Genomic DNA, 17,691 nt, shown 5'->3' on the forward strand with positions numbered 1-17,691 from the left:
TGAGAAGTGGCGCTTTCTGCTCAGTGGCTCGCGCCGGCGGCGTCCAGGAGCGTCACGATGTCCGTGAATCCCCGCGAGACCGCATGCTCGCGCGGTGTGACCCCCTCACCATCCGCGAGGTCTGGATCGGCGCCCGCGTCCAGCAACATGCGCACTGTCTCGATGTGATCCGCGGATCCCGTGCCGAGGATGATCGCTTCGAGCAGCGCGGTCCAGTGCAGGTTGTTCACGCGGTCGACGTCGACTCCCGCGTCGATCAACATCCGCACGTTGGCGATGTGTCCGTGCTCGCTGGCGGGGATCAGCGCCGTGCCGCCGTACCGGTTCGTGCTTGTCACATCGGCGCCGTGCTCCAGGGTGAGCGCCAGGATCTCCGTGAGTCCCTCTGCGCCGGCGTAGAGGTACGCGCTGTCCTGAATCACGTCCGCGGCGTTCGGGTCGGCGCCTTCCGCCAACAGGACGCGCACGATGTCGACATCTCCAGCGCGTGTCGCGATGAGCACGGCGGGACGATCAGATTCGCCGCGCGCATCGGGGTCGGCACCATCGGCGACAGCGGCACTCACTGCGGCCGCATCCCCCGCACGGACGGCATCGAGCAGGCGTGCGTCGGCGGAGGTCGGCTTCGCCGCGGGGCTAGTGCAGGCAGCGAGCAGGACCGCTGCCGCCGCAGTGATGACGGTGGCGATCAGAGTTCGGCGCATGGTTCGACCCTAATGGGATACCAAATTTCACGGCGGTCTTCACGGCGGGCTGCCAGGCTCCTGAAGGGACGCGACCGCGCCACGCCGGTCGCGCACGCCGTCCCGGACGCGAGGATGGCCTTCTCGGTGACCGGAACCTGCGTCCGAATGAGGCGGCTGGCACCGATGACGTGAGTGTCCGGACACAAGACTCCGTCTGGAGCCGTGGTGAGAGTGCTGTCTTGAATGAGGATGATGTCGCCAACGGAGGACGGACGTCGGGCTACGGTCCTCATTTGGTGCAAATGTCCTCGTTTGGTGACGGCGGTCGCGTTGCCCGAGCCGGTTGCCCCGCGGGGGAGTCCGGCGGCCTGCGTTCTGCAAACGACGCTGTTGAGCCGAGGCTGCTCCGCGGTCGCGAACGGAGGACGATGTCGCGAACGGAGGACGGAAGTCGGGCTGCGGTCCTCATTCGGCGCAAATGTCCTCGTTTCACGACACCGCCGCGTCGCCCGCACCTGCCACCGCCGTTGCGGCGGAGCGGAGCTCAACGGCCGGCCTCCCACAGTGGATACCAGTGCCGATCCCGCAGCTCGGTCTCGGCCACCCACTGGCCCGGCGCAGTCGGGAGCTCGTCCGACGTCCAGACCGTGAAAGTGAGCGAGCGGCGTCGGCCACGGGTAGTCCGGCGCCGGCGGAGGGACGACGTTGCGGACGAATCCGAGCGGGCGCAGCGACTCCGGCGCGATGCCGAGCTCCGTCGCCAAGCGCGCCACGGTGGTAGACCCGCTCGGGTCATCGGCACCGACCAGCCGAGTCGGGAGGTCCTGCCGCCCGTCTTCCCGAGGACGGCAGAACACCTCGCCTCCCCGGCGCAGCAGCACGCGAACCAGGCCCGCGGGACGGGGAATCGCGCGAGACAGTACGATCTCCGCTCGTCCGTGCGGGAGCCAGGACGCAGGGTCGATCCGTCGGATCACACGTTCGGCGTCGCTCGATTCAGCCCCCATGCCCCCAGCATCCCATCCCCATAGGTTCCCCAGCCCGCGGGCCGTATCCTGGAAGGTATGACTTCTGACATGACCCCGGTGCGCAAGACCGGTAGCAACGGCGGCGTGCAGGTGCGGCCGCGCACCGAGGGATGGCAGCAGAAGCTGGACTCGGAGGGTCGTCCGGCCCTGCAGTTCGCGAGCCCGAAGCGCGGCAAGCCTCCCGTGCACCTTGCCGACTTCACGCCGGAGGAGCGCGTGGCGAAGCTGAAGGAGCTGGGTTTCCCCGGCTTCCGCGCCAAGCAGCTGGCAACCCACTACTTCACGCACTACACCTCCGACCCGGCCGAGATGACCGACCTCCCCAAGGAGGGTCGCGAGGAGCTGGTCGGCGGTCTGATGCCGAACCTGCTCACCGAGGTGCGTCGCCTAGCCACCGACCGCGGCGACACGATCAAGTTCCTCTGGCGCCTGCACGACGGCGCGCTCGTCGAGTCGGTGCTCATGCGCTACCCCGGCCGCATCACGCTGTGCGTGTCCAGCCAGGCCGGCTGCGGGATGAACTGCCCGTTCTGCGCGACGGGCCAGGCCGGCCTCACCCGCAACATGTCGGCCGCCGAGATCATCGAGCAGGTGGTCCGCGCGAACCGTGCGATCGCCGCCGGCGAGCTGGGCGGCAAGAAGAAGGACGACCACTCCATGGAGCGGGTGTCCAACATCGTGTTCATGGGGATGGGTGAGCCGCTGGCCAACTACAGCCGCGTGATGCACGCCGTCCGCACCATGGTGGCACCGCAGCCTGAGGGGCTCGGAATGTCGGCCCGCGGTATCACGGTGTCCACCGTCGGTCTGGTTCCCGCGATCAAGAAGCTCGCGGCCGAGGACATCCCCGTCACGTTCGCGCTCTCCCTGCACGCTCCCGACGACGAGCTGCGCGACGAACTCATCCCGGTGAACTCGCGCTGGAAGGTCGATGAGGCGCTCGATGCCGCGCGGGAGTACTACGAGAAGACCGGTCGTCGCGTCTCGATCGAGTACGCACTCATCAAGGACATGAACGACCACGCCTGGCGCGCGGATCTCCTCGCGAAGAAGCTCAACGAGCGCGGTCGCGGATGGGTGCACGTGAACCCGATTCCGCTGAACCCGACGCCGGAGTCGGTGTGGACGTCGTCGGAGTTGTCGGTGCAGAACGAGTTCGTCCGCCGCCTCAACGACGCCGGCGTTCCCACGACCATCCGGGACACCCGTGGCAAGGACATCGACGGTGCCTGCGGCCAGCTGGTCGCCACCGAGGATGACAAGGCCGCGGCGGCCGCAGCCGTCTGACCCTTTCATCGCGCGAAAACGCTCACATCCCTCACGGGTGCGAGCGTTTTCGGTCGGCGATCACACCCGCGACCGGGCGTCGCGGACGCCGTCGGCGGACCCGAGGCGTGCGGCGCGGTCGAGCCACGCCTCGCGTCGCGCCGGAGACGCCTGGCGCACGCTGAGCATTCGCGTGGTGCGAACCGAGCGCACGCCGCAGAAACGCATCGTGTTCTGGACGACGTGACGCTGTGCGGGCATCCCGGTGAACGGCGTGAGCAAGGCCGGAGTGTCCGCGAGCAGGAGCAGTCGTCCATTCCGCGCGGGCAGCAGCCCCTCCGGCAGGCCCGACGGGCGATAGCGGTACTCCTGGCGGGGGAGCAGCGCGCGGTCGAAGAACCCCTTGAGCAGTGCGGGAACCGAGCCCCACCAGAGCGGTGTGGCGATGACCACCGTCTGAGCGTCATGCAGCGCGCGCCGGGCCTCATCCAGATCGGGCTCCATGGCCATGCGCTCGCGATAGCCGAAGCGCAGGATCGGATCGAAGTCCAGATCCCGCAGCGCGATCACCCGTGAATCGGCGTGGGCGTCGGCATAGCGCCGGGCGATCGCGGCGGTGAGCGAACGCTCATCGGGGTGTGCGTCGAGGACGAGTGCGCCGGTCATGGCAATCCAATCTTGACAGTGTCTATTTGGTGGGCAGTGTCAAGATAGGAAACAATGTTGCTCGTGTCAAGTTCACGAGGCGGCTATCACCACGGCGACCTCGCGCATGCTCTGGAGTCGGCGGCGATGCAGCTGATCGCCGAGAAGCCGGCGCAGGAGATCAGCCTGCGGGAGGTCGCGCGCGCGGCGAATGTCAGCCACAACGCGCCGTATCACCACTTCGCCGACCGCAACGGACTGCTGAAGGCGATCGCCGAACGCAGCATGACCGACCTCGTGGACGCGGTCGTCGGTGCTGTTGAAGAAGCCCCCGATCCACGTGCGGCCTTCCGGGAGGGCGGTGCCGCGTACCTGCGATTCGCGGTTGAGCGCCCGCATGCCTTCGCCGCGATCTACGACCCGACCGTGTGCGTGCCGGGTTCTCCCACTCCCGCGATGGCCGCTCTCATCGACCGGCTCGAAGGAGTGCTGAACGACATCACGGCAGCAGTGGGCCTGTCGGAGCCGGTCGACGCGGTGTCGGTCTGGGGCATGATCCACGGGCTCGGTGTGCTCAGTGCCGCCGGACATTTCCCCCTTCCTGCGGCGCTTGCGGCACAGGCGAACGCGGTGGATCGACTGCTCGCGGGCGTCCCCGCGCCGTCATGACACTCGCGACGCCAGCTGCGGTGTGGGGCACGAGTCGAGGAGATTTCGGTCACAGGAGGCCCGACCGTTGGGATTCGTCCTCGTTTGGCGACATTGTCCTCGTTCCGCGACGTGACCGTGGGGCGTCCGCGGAGGGGGACGGGACGGCGGCGCGACGCATCCTGACGAAGTCCCGGAAAGGGCGTGTCCCTCACGGGCCTGCCACAGGGCGCGCTCATGGCTCTTCCAGCACGCCGCCCTAACCTGAACGAATGTCGTTTTCCGCTCATCGCCCCGGACGCATGGATTCGCAGGGCCGGATCCAGTTCGATGCGCCCGTCGATCGCGTCGATGCCGAAGAACCCCTCGAGGTGCAGAGACCCTTCCAGCCGGACGCCACGGGCAGCGAGCAGCAGCCGTACCCCGACGCCGACGAGACGCCGACCGAGGTGCTGGCGTCCTCCGATGATCCGTCGGGCTCAGACGCGCAGGCCGTGACGGAGGTGCTGTCGGGCACCGACGATGACACCCCGGAGGTGCTTATCGATGCCCGCCGTCGTCCGCAGCCGGAGGCTGAGACCACGGTGCTCGACGACCTCGAGGCGCTGCAGGAGGAGGCGGAAGCGGAGAGGCGCGCCCATGATGCGGCGGCGTCGGCCGCGCTCGGGCGCTTCGGGCGCGGGCAGGACGGGCGTGGCGACGTCTACGCCACGGCGGGTGACAGCAGCGCCGGCGACAGTGCGCTCCCCAGAGACAGCGACCCTCATGACGACCCATCGTCTCCGCTCGGACGCGGACGTGGGGACGACGACGGCTCCGGGGACGGTGGCGACGGCCCGACGAGCACCCCGCCCACCGACCCGGCGGACGAGTACACCGAGCGTCGCCGCACGCCGCTGCTGCGCCGACTCGCCGTGCTCGGCGGTGCCGACGGCGCGGTGCTGGATCACGTGCCCACCGAGACGCCGCGCTTCGTGCAGATGTTCTTCGTGCTCGCGGGTACGGCACTGATCTCCGGCATCTCGATGCTGTTCGCGCTGATCACCGGCGTGCACATCTGGGCCTGGGGAGCGGTGCCGCTCGCCATCATCTGGGCGCTGATCATCTTCAACCTCGACCGCTTCCTCACCGCGAGCATGAAGTCGACCCGCAACGGCTGGAAGCTGTTCGGGTTGGCCTTCCCGCGGGTGATCATGGCGGCCCTGATCGGCATCGTCGTGGCGGAGCCGATGGTGCTGCAGATCTTCCACAACGACATCCAGCGCGAGGTGACCACCACCAACCTGACCCAGGCGCAGACCGACCAGGATCAACTCGCGAACGGACCCGAGAAGCAGGCGCTCGATGCCGCGAAGCAGGCCCTCGCGGACCTGCAGAATCAGGCGGCGACGGGAATCGTCGCCGGCACCTCGAACCAACCCGCCTCCGTCGCCGCAGCGCAGTCGACGGTCGACACCCTCACCGCGCAGATGGCCGCTGCGCAGACGGTCATCGACCAGGCGCGCGCCATCTATCAGTGTGAGCTCACGGGTGCCGGCGCCGACTCCGTCACCGGCTGCACCGGTCTGCCGGGCGAGGGCTCTTCCTCCGACGCAGCCAAGTCGCAGCTGGAGCAGGCACAGGCCAGCTACGACGCGCTGTCCGCTCAGTTGCAGGAGGCGAACGCCGCCCTGTCCGCCGCGCAGACGGCCGGTGCCGCCGAGGCCGCCACCACGGAGAAGCTGAACCGCGAGGAGGCGAACGCCGCGCTGCCCGCCGCGCAGGCCTCCTACGACGCAGCGCTCGCCGCCTACAACGCCCGCGCTGCGAGCGTGGCGAACGGCAACGCCGACGCCGAGGGCCTGCTCAGCCAGATCAGCGCCCTCAACCGCCTCGGCGAGCGCGAGCCGACGCTGGCCTGGGCGCACTGGCTGATCGCCGGTCTGTTCTTCATGATCGAGCTGCTGCCGGTGCTGGTGAAGGTGCTGACCAGCTGGGGGAACCCATCCATCTACGAGGAGGTGGAGCGCGTTGTCACCCGGGTGAAGCTCGACGACGTTCGCGCGGACTCCGAGATCGCCCGGCGTGCCATCGCGGAGAAGGTGCGTGAGTCGCGCTCCGTGGTGAGGAGACGCGCTCAACGGACCGGGGAGGATCTCCCCGCCTCCGTCACCGAAGAGCTCGCCGTCATCCGCTGACGCGTATCGACGCCCCTCCCACTCGGGAGGGGCGTCGTGATCTCAGCGGCGGGAGACAGCGCGGCGCAGTTCCTCGGCGTCATCCAGCGGGATCTGCGCGCCGTCGACCTCCTGTACCGTCTCGTGGCCACGTCCCGCGACCAGGACGATGTCCTCGGGCCGCGCCATGGCGACCGCTGCGGCGATCGCATCGGTGCGGGAGGGGATCTCCACGACCAGCGAGCCCGGCTGCTCGGCCATGCGGGCCCCCGACAGCACCTGCGCACGGATCGAGGCGGCGTCCTCGCCATGCGGATCGTCGTCGGTGATGATCGCGACGTCCGCGTAGCGCGCACCCATTGCGCCCATCATCGCGCGCTTGGCCGTATCGCGCTCGCCGGGGGCGCCGAAGACCACGATCGTTCGTCCCGCCGTGCCGTTGACGGACATCAGCGCGGCTTTCAGAGCTGCGGCGTTGTGCGCGAAGTCGACCACCGTGGTCGGCTCCGTGGTGATCACCTGCATGCGTCCGGGAACCAGCGGAGACAGCGTCTGCGGACGATCGATCGCCTCCTGCACGCGCGCCGCGGGCACTCCGCTCTCCAGCACCATGACGAGCGCCAGCGCGGCGTTGGACACGTTGAACGCGCCGGGAAGCGCGGTGGTCGCGTGCAGCACCGGCTCGCCATCGCGACGCAGCACGAATCCGTGGCCGATGCCGATGCGGACGACATCGGTCACCGTGTAGTCGGCATCGATCTCGTCGGACGGGATGAGGTGATCGTCATCGCGCGGATCGTCCACCGGCTCGCGCGTCTGCAGCGTCACGATGGGGATGTCCGCGGTGCGTGCGAGGTGACGGCCCCAGCGGTCGTCGACGCAGACCACGCCGCGTTCGGCGAGGGTAGGCGAGAACAGACGCGCCTTCGCCTCGAAGTAGCCGGCCATGTCACCGTGCACGTCGAGGTGATCCGGGGTGAGGTTGGAGAAGCCCGCCACCGCGAACCGCAGCGCATCCACGCGTCGGTAGGACAGTGCGTGGGAAGAGACCTCTACCGAGGCGCTGTGCAGGTTCTCCTCCGTCATTCGCGCCAGGATGCCGTGCAGCGCGGTGGCCTCGGGCGTGGTCCGGACGGACGGCACTGGGCCGGTACCCGCATCGATCTCGACGGTTCCGACAAGGCCGGTCGGGTGGCCGAGTGCCTCCAGCAGAGAGCGTAGGAGGTAGGTGGTGGTGGTCTTGCCGTTGGTGCCGGTGACCCCGAACAGCCGCGGCACACGTTCACTCGTGCCATAGGCGGCCGCGGCGGCCGCGCCGATGACGGAGCGCACCTCGTTCACGACCACCACCGGCAGACCGGCGTCGGCGGCGATATCGGCACCCGCCTCATCGGTCACCACGGCAACAGCTCCGCGGGCCGCAGCGTCCCGCGCAAACCGCGCGCCGTGTACACGGGCGCCGGGTGCGGCAACGTAGATGTCGCCGGCGCGGACGGCACGGGAGTCGATCGAGGCACCCGTGACGACGAGCCCATCGATCTCCGCGCTCACCCGCAATGGGCGCACCGCGTCCGCGACGGTGCGCAACGGCACGGCGCGCGGAGTCACCGGGCGCAGCGCCTGTTCGAGATCATCGGCCTCACGGCGTTCCGTTGCTGCGTCGCGAACGGTGGTCCGGGTGGTGTCGGCATCCATCGGTGTCGGCATCCCTCCATCCTTCCTGCTGCGCGCTCGTGCACATAGGAGATCCAGCACTGTCACAGAGAAAACCCATAGCGGGCGTGGCGGGGAAATCGCGCCGACGGCGTTGGGCGAGAATGTCCCGATGTCCTCCATTCCGCGCATCGATGCCGCGCGACGAACGCGCTTCGGCCTGGTGCTCGCCCTCGCCACCGCCGTGTGCTTCGGCTCATCCGGTGCTCTGGCGCGGGGACTGATCGACGCAGGCTGGAGCCCGGGAGCCGCGGTCACCGCGCGCGTGTGGGTCGCCGCGCTCATCCTCCTCGTGCCGGCCGTGTTCGCGATGCGCCGGCGCTGGATCCTGCTGCGCCGCAACATCGGCACGCTGCTCCTGTACGGCGCGTTCGCGGTGGGCGCCACCCAGCTGTTCTACTTCCAGGCCGTTGCGGTCATGGACGTGAGTGTCGCGCTGCTCATCGAGTACATGTCGCCGGCGGCGGTGATGCTGTGGCTGTGGCTGCGCCGGGGCGAGCGCCCCACCGGCCGCACCGTCGTCGGTGCGATCGTCGCCATCGCCGGTCTGGCGCTCGTGCTGGAGGTGTTCTCCGGCATCGCGGCGAATACCGCGGGCGTGCTGTGGGCGCTCGGGGCGATGGTGGGAAGCGCGGCGTACTTCATCATCTCGGCGCGTCAGGGGGACGCCGCGCTGCCGCCGATCGCCCTCGCCGGGTTCGGCCTGCTCACCGGTGCCGTCGGGCTGACGCTCGCAAGCCTCGTCGGCGTGCTGCCGTGGCGGTCGACCACCGCGGACGTCGCGTTCCTCACTGGCACAGTGCCGTGGTGGATTCCGGTCGTGGGCATCGGGGCGATCGCCGGCGCCCTCGCGTACGCGCTGGGCATCATCTCGACCCGCATGCTCGGCTCGCGTCTGGCCGCGTTCGTCGCGCTGAGCGAAGTGGTGGCAGCGGCGCTGTTCGGCTGGGCGCTGCTCGGGCAGACGCCCGGCGTGTGGCAGGTGGTGGGCGGCGTGCTGATCCTCGCGGGGGTCATCGCGGTGCGCCTCGGCGAGCCCGAAGAAGTGGAGTCGGTGACGGTCGAGCCGGTCTGAGGACGTCACATCTGACACGATTCATCCGATCCGAGCTCGATGTCCGACGCACGCACTAGCGTTGTGACATGGTCGAATATCGCTACCTCGGTAACAGCGGACTCAAGGTCTCAGAGATCACCTACGGCAACTGGGTCACCCACGCCTCACAGGTGGACGACTCCGCCGCCATCGCCACTGTCCACGCCGCCCTCGACGCCGGCATCACCACCTTCGACACCGCCGACACGTACGCCAACACGGCGGCCGAGGTCGTGCTGGGAAAGGCGCTGGCGGACCAGCGCCGCGAGAGCCTGGAGATCTTCACGAAGGTCTACTTCCCCACCGGCCCGATGGGCCCGAACGACACCGGCCTCAGCCGCAAGCACATCTTCGAGTCGTTGCACGGCTCGCTCAAGCGCCTGGGCACCGACTACGTCGATCTGTATCAGGCGCACCGCTTCGACTACGAAACCCCGCTGGAGGAGACCTTCCAGGCCTTCGCCGACCTCGTCCGTCAGGGCAAGGTGCTCTACATCGGCGTGTCGGAGTGGACGGCGGAGCAGCTGCGCGAGGGTCACGCCCTGGCGAAGCAGCTGGGCATCCAGCTCATCTCCAACCAGCCGCAGTACTCGATGCTGCATCGCGTCATCGAGGGCAAGGTCGTGCCCGCGTCGGAAGAGCTCGGCATCTCGCAGATCGTCTGGTCGCCGATGGCGCAGGGCGTGCTGAGCGGCAAGTACCTGCCCGGTCAGCCGGTTCCTGAGGGCTCGCGTGCCACCGATGAGAAGAGCGGCGCCAACTTCATCAAGCGCTTCCTCGCCGACGACGTGCTGACGGCGGTGCAGAACCTCAAGCCGATCGCCGCCGACAACGGCCTCACCATGCCGCAGCTGGCGATCGCGTGGGTGCTGCAGAACCCGAACATCGCGGCCGCACTGGTGGGTGCGTCGCGTCCGGAGCAGCTGGCCGACACCGTGAAGGCATCGGGCGTGAAGCTGGATTCCGACACGATGGCAGCCATCGATGCCGCGCTCGGCTCGGTCGTCAACTCCGACGCTGAAGACACGTACTCGGTGTCGCCGAAGTCGCGCCTGGTCTGAACGAGGCACGATCGTGGCCGCGCACAGTGCAGGGATCCTGCTGGTGCGCGGCCACGCGGCGTCTCGGGAGGTGTTGATCGGCCACATGGGCGGGCCGTTCTGGGCGCGCAAGGATGAGGGCGCCTGGAGTATCCCGAAGGGGGAGTACGACCCCGCCACCGAGCACGCTTGGGACGCCGCGCGTCGGGAGTTCCAGGAGGAGCTGGGACTTCCCGTCCCCGACGGGCCCACCACGGAGCTCGGCGTCTTCCGCGTCACCTCCGGCAAGCAACTCACGGCGTTCCGCGTGGCGGCGGACCTCGATGTGGCCGACGCGGTGTTCGGCGAGTTCGAACTCGAATGGCCACCGCGCTCCGGACGATTCGAGCGGTTTCCCGAGATCGATCGCGTGGCGTGGACGTCGGTGGCCACCGCGCGGACGCGGCTGGTCCTGGGCCAGCGCCGACTTCCCGACCTCATCTGACACGAGCCGGCCGGCCACCGCGAATCCCCGCGACCGACGCGCCGATCATCAAGAGCAGCATCTGACCCCGGCCCGAAGCACGGCGGACTGCGAAGATGGGGTCGTGCCGTCCGCACTGCCAGCGCGTTTCGCGGGTCTTGACCTCGCGCGATTCGTCGCGCTCATCGGCATGTTCGCCGCGCACCTGTGGCTGGTCGACGGAGCCTCCGACGAACCGCTGCGGGCGATCGCCGCGAACGTCGCCTTTCAGCTGAGCGACGGAACCGCCTCCACGCTGTTCGCCGTGCTCGGTGGCATGTCGCTGGTGCTCGCCACCCGACGCGTGCGTGCGGAGCGGGGCGCGGCGGGGGTTTTGATCGCCGTGCTGGTGCGCGGGCTGATCGTCATGCTCATCGGGACCCTGCTCGCTGAGCCTCCGGTCGTGATGGTCGTGGTGCTCGTCTACTTCGGTGCCGCCATGATCGTCGCCGGCCCGTTCCTGCTGGCTCCGTCGTGGCTGATCGTCCTCGTCGGCGGCGTGCTCGCGCTGTTCGGTGGCGGGATCAACGCGACCCTGCGCCAGGACCTCGGCATCTTCCTCGAGGGGGAGAGTCTGCCGCTCGGTGACTTCGCCGAACCGGGGACCGCCCTCCGCGCCCTCTTCCTCACCGGCGTGTACCCCGTGATCACCTGGCTCGTGTATCTGCTGCTCGGAATCCTGCTCGCGCGCGGCATGATCGCCACCGCGGAGCACGGTGGGCTTCGCGGTTGGGGATGGATCGCCGCCGCCGGCGGTGTCGCGTTCATCGTGCTGGCGCATGTCGTGAGTTGGGCGACGCTTTCCGTCGTGGAGACGGTGGCGCCGCGTTCCGGCGAACTGCAGCAGGCGATCATCGCGCAGAGCGGCGGGTCGTATGGGGCCATGCCCACCGGAACCTGGTGGATGCAGCTGATCGCCGCCCCGCACTCCGGAACACCGGTGGACATCCTTCGAACCGGCGCCGTCGCGGTCGCGATCATCGGTCTCATGACGGCGCTCACCGCCGATCGCCGCCGATTGGCGTATCCGGTCCGTCTGATCGCGACCACCGGAGCCGCGCCCCTCACCATCTACGCGGCGCACTGCCTCGCCTCAATTCCTATCGCGATGTCGACGGGAGTTCGCGGAGCAGGCTTCGAGCTGTGGGCCGCGAACGTGGTCGGTGCGCTGGTGATTGGCGCGATCCTGCTGGCCCTCCGTCGCAAGGGACCGCTGGAGGCGCTCATCGCCGTCGCCGTGCGTGGCGGAGTGCTGCTCGTTCCGCGCCGACCGGGCGTCAGCTCCGCAGTTGCCGCCACTCGTCGATGAGCTGCGGGAACCGCTCGGCGAGAAATCGGAAGAAGTCGGCGATCTCCGTCGCCCGTTCGAAGGCCTCCGCGTCTTCCGCGTGCGCCTCCGCGATCTCGTCGATGAAGGCCGCCATCCTGTCGTAGATGTGAGCGTTCGATGTCACTGATTGATAGAAGGACTCCCGTACGACGGCGTACTGCACCACCCTCGTTCCCGGACGCGAGAGCCGTTCGACCATGTGCATCCGGTGCAGGTAGGACACCGCTCCGGAAATCGCGGCCGCGCTGACGCCGAGGCGCTCGGCCAGTTGCGCGGCCGTATACCCCTCGGCAGGCGCTGCAACCAGTGCCATCAACACGCGCGCGGGCATCCTGGCCATTCCCGCTGCGGTGATCACGGCGGCGGCCTGTTCCGCCGCTGTGACAGCGCGATGTTCGTCCGCCTCGGGCAGGGCGTCTTCCGCACGGCTCGATCCGGTGGGGACAGGTGCACTTGTCATGACCTCAGCCTGCCGTGACGAGGGGGCGGCGACGCACAAGCCACACCGAGAGGACGAGCGCGATGGCTGCGGTCGCGATGATGCCGATCACGCCGCGGCCGTCCACACCGCCCGCCGTCACCGTGGGGACCTGACTGAACGGCGAGAGCCGTGTGAGCTCGTCGGGGAGCCCGAACAGCGGACCGAACAGCCCGATGATCGTGGCGAGTACCACGATCGACCAGCCGATGCCGATGGTCCATCGCGGGAGGACGACCAGTACGAGGGCCGTGATGGTGAGGAATGCGACGGCGACAGCGCCCTGACCTGCCGCACCGACCCACACCTCTCGCACGAGGTCGTCGCCGCTTCGCGCGAGCCCGACCAGCGCGCCGAGCACCGCGGCACCATCGACCACTGCGATGGCGATGACGCCCACGGCCAGGTATGAGGCCAACCAACCACGTCTGCCCACCGCCGCCGCCCAGAGGGGTTCCACGGTCCCGTGAGCCTCTTCCTGGCGGGCCCGCGCGATCAGCTGGACAGCGCAACATGACGCGAGGATCCCGACCACCGTGAAGAAGATGACCACGGTTCCCGCCCGGAGATCGCCGCTCTGGGACATCGCCTCCAGGATGGTCGCGATAGCGGGGTTGCTGCCACCCAGATCCTGCACGACCGAGGCCAGTGAGGTGGCAAGCACGCCGGTGAGGAACGCGCCGACCGCCCACGCGATGGCCGATCCGCGCGTGAGTCGGCCGACCAGGGTGACAGGTCCACGCAGCGAGCCGGATGCCTGTGCGCGACGGCGTCGAGGTGCCAGCAAGGACGCACCGACATCGCGCCTGCTCTGCAGGGCGGCGGCCAGCAGGAGCCCGATCGCTGCTGCTGCAACGAGTGGCAGGAACGGACCTGGGTCGTTGTCGGCGAAGGGCCGGACGTTCTCCGCCCAGCCGAAGGGACTGAACCAGGCGAGCACCGAGCTCTCCATGCGCGTGAGGTCGGCGTTCGGCGAGCCGATCGCATTGCCCACGCCACCGACGAGGAAACTCGCCAGGATCACGATGACACCGAGGGCGTTCGCGCCGCGTGAGCTTGCGAACAGCTGCGCGGCAATCAGGCCGACCCCCAGGAACACGAGTCCGGCAGCTCCGGTCGTGACGCCCGCGGTCACACTGCCGCTCAGGGGCAGTCCGCTCGCGAGGAACGCAACGGCGACGGCCGCAGCGGTGAGGGCGTTCGCGGTGAATCCGTGCAACGCGGTGGCACAGAGGGCCGAGCCGCGCGAGGCCATCGTGGCGCCGACCAATTCGGCGCGTCCGCTCTCCTCCTCGGCCCGGGTATGACGTACGGCGAGGAACGAACTCATGAACGCCGCGATCATCACGAGGAAGGGAAGGATCAGAAAGCCGGTGAACTCCGCCGCGCCCGCACCGGAGGGCAGCCCGCGAAAGGTGAGGACCACGGGATTTGCGATCGCAGTCGCGAGAAGCGTGCTCCGCTCCGCTTCGGAGCCATAGGACTGGGCGACCCCGGTGACGGCGAGCCCGGCCATGGCGGCATTTCCTAGGATCCAGACGGCGAGTTGCAGCCGGTCGCGCCGCATCTGCACCGCCCACAGCGTGCGGACGGCGCCCGCACGGGTGCGGGGCGCGCTCTCCGTAACGCGGGGCGCGTGGGTGGTGACTGTGCTCATGTCATGCCGCCGATCCACGTCGTGTGGCCACACCCTCGCCGTAGTGGCGCAGGAAAAGCTCCTCCAGCGAGGGCGGGTTCACCCGCAGGCCCTGCACGTCCGCGTTCGCGAGCGTTGCCAACGTGGCGGACATGTCCGTGGGGTCCACCGTGAACCGGACGCGCCCGCCTTCTCTCGTGATGTCCTGCACGCCGGCAGGAATCGTGCCGTCGTCCTCGAAGGACACCTCGGTCCGAGTGAGATGACGCAGCTCGGCCAGCGTGCCGGATTCGACGACGCGTCCAGCGCGAATGATCGATACCTGGTCACAGAGCTGTTCGACCTCGCTGAGGATGTGGCTGGACAGCAGTACCGTGGCTCCTGAAGCGTGCACGCGTGCGACCTCCTGCTGGAAAACCATCTCCATGAGCGGGTCCAGTCCGCTGCTGGGCTCATCAAGGATGTAGAGCTCGGCAGGAAGCGCGAACGCCGCAATGAGGGAGATCTTCTGCCTGTTTCCCTTCGAGTAGGCGCGTCCTCGCGTGCGTGGGTCGAACTGAAACGCGGAGAAGAGCCGCTCCCGCTCGGCGCGGTATGACGCCGATCGGAGATCGCCGCCACGGAGTCGAACGAGGAGGTCCACAGCTTCGCCGCCGGAGAGGTTGGGCCAGACATTGACGTCACCGGGGACATAGGCGATGCGTCGGTGAAGTGCGACAGCATCACGCCACGGGTCCCCTTCGAGCAGGCGCACCGTGCCAGCGGAGGCGCGAGCGAGACCCAGCAGGATCCGGATCGTCGTGGACTTCCCTGCACCGTTCGGGCCGAGGAAGCCGTGGACCTGTCCTGCGGAGACGGAGAGGTCGAGTCCGTCGAGCGCGTGCACGCGGCCGTACGTCTTGCGCAGGCCGACCGTGCTGATCACCGTGTTCATGACGGGAACGCTACACACATTTCACAAATTTGTGAAGAAAGTGTGCCGTGAGGGTTTTGTGAGGATCCGCGTCGGTCCCGAAGTCAGGTGGCTTTCGCCTCCTGAAGGTCGCCCAGGAGTCCGAACACCCTCTCGTCCATCTCGACCTGCGCCATGACCACGCACACGGATCCGTCGGGGTCGGCGAAGAAGTCGGTCCCGAGTCCGCCCGACCAGCCGAACCGACCTCGGTGCGGTCCCTCCGTCACGATGGATGTGCCGTATCCCCAGCCCGTTGCCTGCCAGAACCCGGGGAAGAAGCTGTCCGGCGTCTTGGCCGCTGACGGGACCTGGTCGCGGCGCAACTCTGCGAGCAGCGCCTCGTCGATCAGACGTCCGTCCAGGAGCGCGCGGAGGAAGGCGCGGTAGTCCGTGACGGTCGACACCAGCTCGGAATGACTGACATCGAACGGCGGTGGCGCGACCGAGAACCCCGCGGCCGCGGGTTCCGTCACCGCGAAGCCATCGTTCGTGCGCCGGAAGGCGGCGACCAGGCGATGCTCCTGCCCTGGCCGCACCGTGAAGCCGGTGTCGACCATTCCGGCCGGCGCGAAGACGGAGGTGTCGAGGACCTGGTCGGTGGACCCTCGGCCCAGCCGTCCGAGCAGGATGCCCAGGATCCCGAACGAATGGTGATAGCGCCATCCGTCGCCCGGGTCGAAGGCCAGGGGGAGGGAGGCCAGCGCGTCGAGCCAGTCCTGTGCGCCCCGTGTCACGGGCTCGGGCCCCGCTTCCATGCCGGTGTCGACCATCGCCTGCCGCAGCGGGGAGTCGGTCGTCATCATCCCGTAGCCGGAGGTGTTGGTGAGCAGATGGTGAAGCGTGATCGGCCGCTTCGCGGGTCGTGCCTCCGAAAGCGGTGCGTCCGGGTGGGGGAGGGCCCGCAGCCCGCTCAACTCGGGGAGCCAGGTCTCGACGGGTTCGTGCAGAGACAGCACCCCATCTTGGACCAGACGCAGGGCGGCGACGGCGGTGACGGGCTTGGTCATGGACTGGATGCGGAAGATCGCATCCGACTGCAGCGGTGCGCCGCCGGGAGCGTCGAGGCCCACAGCTGTCAGCGCGCCGTCACCCCGAACTCCCACCGCGCCGGGCACGGTGCCGGCGTCGACATGGCGCGCGAGGATCTCGGAGAGCGGTTCGGACATGCGCGGGCCTTTCGTCACGGACGGCGTATCCCGGTCAGTGTAGGAACGTGCTCCACCCGCGACATCCGTCGGAAGGTGTATTCGCCGAGGTGACATCCCTGGCCGACACCTGCGCAGGCCGCGATCAGGTTCGGGTCAGCCGATGAGGCCGGCGAGGTCGTCGACGGTCATGCCCCAGTTCATGCGCACGCGCGGCAGGGCGAGCTTGTCGGAGCCCACGGTGACGTACCCCCACTCGGTGGTGACGGCCATCTCGAATCCGGCGGCGGCTACGCCCGCCTTCGCGGTGTCGTTGTAGTGACCGTAGGGGTAGGCGATGACCTCGGTCGCACCGAGGATCTGGGCCGAGGTCCCGAGGTCCGCGGCGATGTCCGCCTCCGACCAGTTGACCATCCGACCCTTGCCGTTGTCGCCCGCCTCATGCATCGCATGGGTGTGAGAGCGCTGCTGCACCCAGATCGACGGGGTCGGATCCTGGCGAGCGCTCGTGATGACGAACGATGTGGTGAGCAGTCGATCCTGGTCGACGACCGGCACCGCCCAATTCAGCCAGGTGGGGTCGGCGTCGTCGTCGGTGATGATCACCGAGCGCGGTGGGAGCAGAAGTCGTCCGTCGATGAACGCCGCCAGCTCGTCCCAGGTCGGCAGGTAGAAGCCGCCGTCACGGATGTAGGCGAGATCGTTCTGCCAGGCGGTGACGCCGTAGAAGTTGTTGCGCAGCCAGCCCTCCTCGCCCTCCGGCTTGTCGGTGAACTGGTGATACATCAGGATCGGCACGCGCGTGCCGGTGGCGGTGAGGTCCTCCGGCGTGGTCCACGCGCCGTAGACCGTCAGCTCCCGGTCCGGTCCGCACGTGACGGCATCGGCGCCGTTGATACGCGACGCGACATCGCGGGCGCTCGCGGCTTCGGGGGTTGCGTACCAGCCGGCGAAGACGCGGCCCTCCTGTGCCGGGATCGGCAGATGCAGGAAGCGGTTGCCGGTGGATTCGAGGGTGGGAGCATCGGTGATGCCCTCACCGGTGAACGATACGGCGCAGGCGTTCGGGTCACCGCTGTCGTGGAGGAGCTGCTGGGTGGCGGTGAGCGGCGTCGGCGTGGGTGTGGCGGCCGCCGGGGGCGTCGCTGAGTCCGCCGGGGGAGCGGCGTGCGGCGTTGTTCCGACCTGCGCGGCGCCCAGTGCGACGCCACCTCCGAAGACAGCTGCTGCGACGACGACGGCGCCCGCGATGATCAGCGTCCGTCGGCCTCGGCGTGCTCTGGCGTGCGTTGTCATGATCCCCCGTTCGGCGGCGGTCGGCGCACTCGTCTGTCGGAGCGGGGACGCCGGATGCCGTGATGATCGTA

Annotated in this window: 15 protein-coding genes; 7 read left to right on the plus strand and 8 right to left on the minus strand. The window is 68.8% G+C overall.

The window, feature by feature from the left end:
* Positions 1-20 precede the first annotated feature (20 nt).
* Positions 21-704: an ankyrin repeat domain-containing protein gene (locus ABTV68_RS02730; RefSeq protein WP_433676088.1), complete on the minus strand. Its 684-nt coding sequence runs from the start codon at positions 702-704 to the stop codon at positions 21-23.
* Positions 705-1,750: 1,046 nt separating this feature from the next.
* On the opposite strand from ABTV68_RS02730, the gene rlmN reads away from it, so the two are divergent.
* Complete coding sequence (gene rlmN, locus ABTV68_RS02735) at positions 1,751-3,001, plus strand: 23S rRNA (adenine(2503)-C(2))-methyltransferase RlmN (protein ID WP_433676089.1); 1,251 nt, start codon at positions 1,751-1,753, stop codon at positions 2,999-3,001.
* A gap of 60 nt (positions 3,002-3,061) precedes the next feature.
* Here rlmN and ABTV68_RS02740 read toward each other — a convergent pair whose 3' ends face one another.
* Positions 3,062-3,646, minus strand: coding sequence for an NAD(P)H-dependent oxidoreductase (locus tag ABTV68_RS02740; protein ID WP_433676090.1), 585 nt, complete (start codon positions 3,644-3,646; stop codon positions 3,062-3,064).
* Positions 3,647-3,709: 63 nt separating this feature from the next.
* Here ABTV68_RS02740 and ABTV68_RS02745 point away from each other — a divergent pair, with 63 nt between their 5' ends.
* Positions 3,710-4,294: a TetR/AcrR family transcriptional regulator gene (locus tag ABTV68_RS02745; RefSeq protein ID WP_433676091.1), complete on the plus strand. Its 585-nt coding sequence runs from the start codon at positions 3,710-3,712 to the stop codon at positions 4,292-4,294.
* Between the two features lie 251 nt (positions 4,295-4,545).
* Positions 4,546-6,450: a DUF4407 domain-containing protein gene (locus ABTV68_RS02750; RefSeq protein ID WP_433676092.1), complete on the plus strand. Its 1,905-nt coding sequence runs from the start codon at positions 4,546-4,548 to the stop codon at positions 6,448-6,450.
* Positions 6,451-6,492: 42 nt separating this feature from the next.
* On the opposite strand, the gene murE is transcribed toward ABTV68_RS02750, so the two are convergent.
* Positions 6,493-8,136, minus strand: a complete 1,644-nt coding sequence (murE, locus tag ABTV68_RS02755; protein ID WP_433676093.1) for a UDP-N-acetylmuramyl-tripeptide synthetase — start codon at positions 8,134-8,136, stop codon at positions 6,493-6,495.
* 118 nt (positions 8,137-8,254) lie between these two features.
* On the opposite strand from murE, the gene ABTV68_RS02760 reads away from it, so the two are divergent.
* From ABTV68_RS02760 to ABTV68_RS02775, 4 genes are all read left to right on the plus strand, one after another.
* Entirely contained in the window at positions 8,255-9,217 is a 963-nt protein-coding gene (locus tag ABTV68_RS02760; RefSeq protein WP_433676094.1) for an EamA family transporter, read from the plus strand.
* A 68-nt stretch (positions 9,218-9,285) separates the two neighbouring features.
* Positions 9,286-10,299 carry an aldo/keto reductase family protein gene (locus ABTV68_RS02765; protein WP_433676095.1) on the plus strand — a complete coding sequence of 338 codons (1,014 nt, stop codon included), beginning with the start codon at positions 9,286-9,288 and terminating at the stop codon, positions 10,297-10,299.
* A gap of 13 nt (positions 10,300-10,312) precedes the next feature.
* Positions 10,313-10,762, plus strand: coding sequence for an NUDIX domain-containing protein (locus ABTV68_RS02770; RefSeq protein ID WP_433676096.1), 450 nt, complete (start codon positions 10,313-10,315; stop codon positions 10,760-10,762).
* Between the two features lie 103 nt (positions 10,763-10,865).
* Complete coding sequence (locus tag ABTV68_RS02775) at positions 10,866-12,089, plus strand: heparan-alpha-glucosaminide N-acetyltransferase domain-containing protein (RefSeq protein WP_433676097.1); 1,224 nt, start codon at positions 10,866-10,868, stop codon at positions 12,087-12,089.
* Here the strand turns inward: ABTV68_RS02775 and ABTV68_RS02780 are convergent.
* From ABTV68_RS02780 to ABTV68_RS02800, 5 genes are all read right to left on the minus strand, one after another.
* Entirely contained in the window at positions 12,058-12,570 is a 513-nt protein-coding gene (locus ABTV68_RS02780; protein WP_433676098.1) for a GbsR/MarR family transcriptional regulator, read from the minus strand. The two genes, ABTV68_RS02775 and ABTV68_RS02780, sit on opposite strands and share 32 nt — an antisense overlap.
* Before the next feature lie 4 nt (positions 12,571-12,574).
* Positions 12,575-14,245, minus strand: coding sequence for an ABC transporter permease (locus ABTV68_RS02785; protein ID WP_433676099.1), 1,671 nt, complete (start codon positions 14,243-14,245; stop codon positions 12,575-12,577).
* 1 nt (position 14,246) lies between these two features.
* Positions 14,247-15,158 (minus strand): ABC transporter ATP-binding protein, encoded by a 912-nt coding sequence (locus ABTV68_RS02790; RefSeq protein WP_433676100.1) that lies wholly within the window; start codon positions 15,156-15,158, stop codon positions 14,247-14,249.
* A gap of 83 nt (positions 15,159-15,241) precedes the next feature.
* The gene (locus ABTV68_RS02795; protein WP_433676101.1) at positions 15,242-16,345 is read right to left on the minus strand and encodes a serine hydrolase domain-containing protein; all 1,104 of its coding nucleotides are present in this window, start codon (positions 16,343-16,345) and stop codon (positions 15,242-15,244) included.
* Between the two features lie 135 nt (positions 16,346-16,480).
* Positions 16,481-17,620 carry a polysaccharide deacetylase family protein gene (locus ABTV68_RS02800; RefSeq protein WP_433676102.1) on the minus strand — a complete coding sequence of 380 codons (1,140 nt, stop codon included), beginning with the start codon at positions 17,618-17,620 and terminating at the stop codon, positions 16,481-16,483.
* Positions 17,621-17,691 lie beyond the last annotated feature (71 nt).

Origin of the sequence: Microbacterium gorillae (assembly GCF_050990725.1) — a bacterium.
Classification (GTDB): Bacteria; Actinomycetota; Actinomycetes; order Actinomycetales; family Microbacteriaceae; genus Microbacterium; species Microbacterium gorillae_A.

Excerpts from the sequence above, each read along its gene's own strand:
- ABTV68_RS02730 (WP_433676088.1), bottom strand. The coding sequence starts at position 704 with ATGCGCCGAACTCTGATCGCCACCGTCATCACTGCGGCGGCAGCGGTC.
- rlmN (WP_433676089.1), top strand. The coding sequence starts at position 1,751 with ATGACTTCTGACATGACCCCGGTGCGCAAGACCGGTAGCAACGGCGGC.
- ABTV68_RS02740 (WP_433676090.1), bottom strand. The coding sequence starts at position 3,646 with ATGACCGGCGCACTCGTCCTCGACGCACACCCCGATGAGCGTTCGCTC.
- ABTV68_RS02750 (WP_433676092.1), top strand. The coding sequence starts at position 4,546 with ATGTCGTTTTCCGCTCATCGCCCCGGACGCATGGATTCGCAGGGCCGG.
- murE (WP_433676093.1), bottom strand. The coding sequence starts at position 8,136 with ATGCCGACACCGATGGATGCCGACACCACCCGGACCACCGTTCGCGAC.
- ABTV68_RS02760 (WP_433676094.1), top strand. The coding sequence starts at position 8,255 with ATGTCCTCCATTCCGCGCATCGATGCCGCGCGACGAACGCGCTTCGGC.
- ABTV68_RS02765 (WP_433676095.1), top strand. The coding sequence starts at position 9,286 with ATGGTCGAATATCGCTACCTCGGTAACAGCGGACTCAAGGTCTCAGAG.
- ABTV68_RS02780 (WP_433676098.1), bottom strand. The coding sequence starts at position 12,570 with ATGACAAGTGCACCTGTCCCCACCGGATCGAGCCGTGCGGAAGACGCC.
- ABTV68_RS02785 (WP_433676099.1), bottom strand. The coding sequence starts at position 14,245 with ATGAGCACAGTCACCACCCACGCGCCCCGCGTTACGGAGAGCGCGCCC.
- ABTV68_RS02790 (WP_433676100.1), bottom strand. The coding sequence starts at position 15,158 with ATGAACACGGTGATCAGCACGGTCGGCCTGCGCAAGACGTACGGCCGC.
- ABTV68_RS02795 (WP_433676101.1), bottom strand. The coding sequence starts at position 16,345 with ATGTCCGAACCGCTCTCCGAGATCCTCGCGCGCCATGTCGACGCCGGC.
- ABTV68_RS02800 (WP_433676102.1), bottom strand. The coding sequence starts at position 17,620 with ATGACAACGCACGCCAGAGCACGCCGAGGCCGACGGACGCTGATCATC.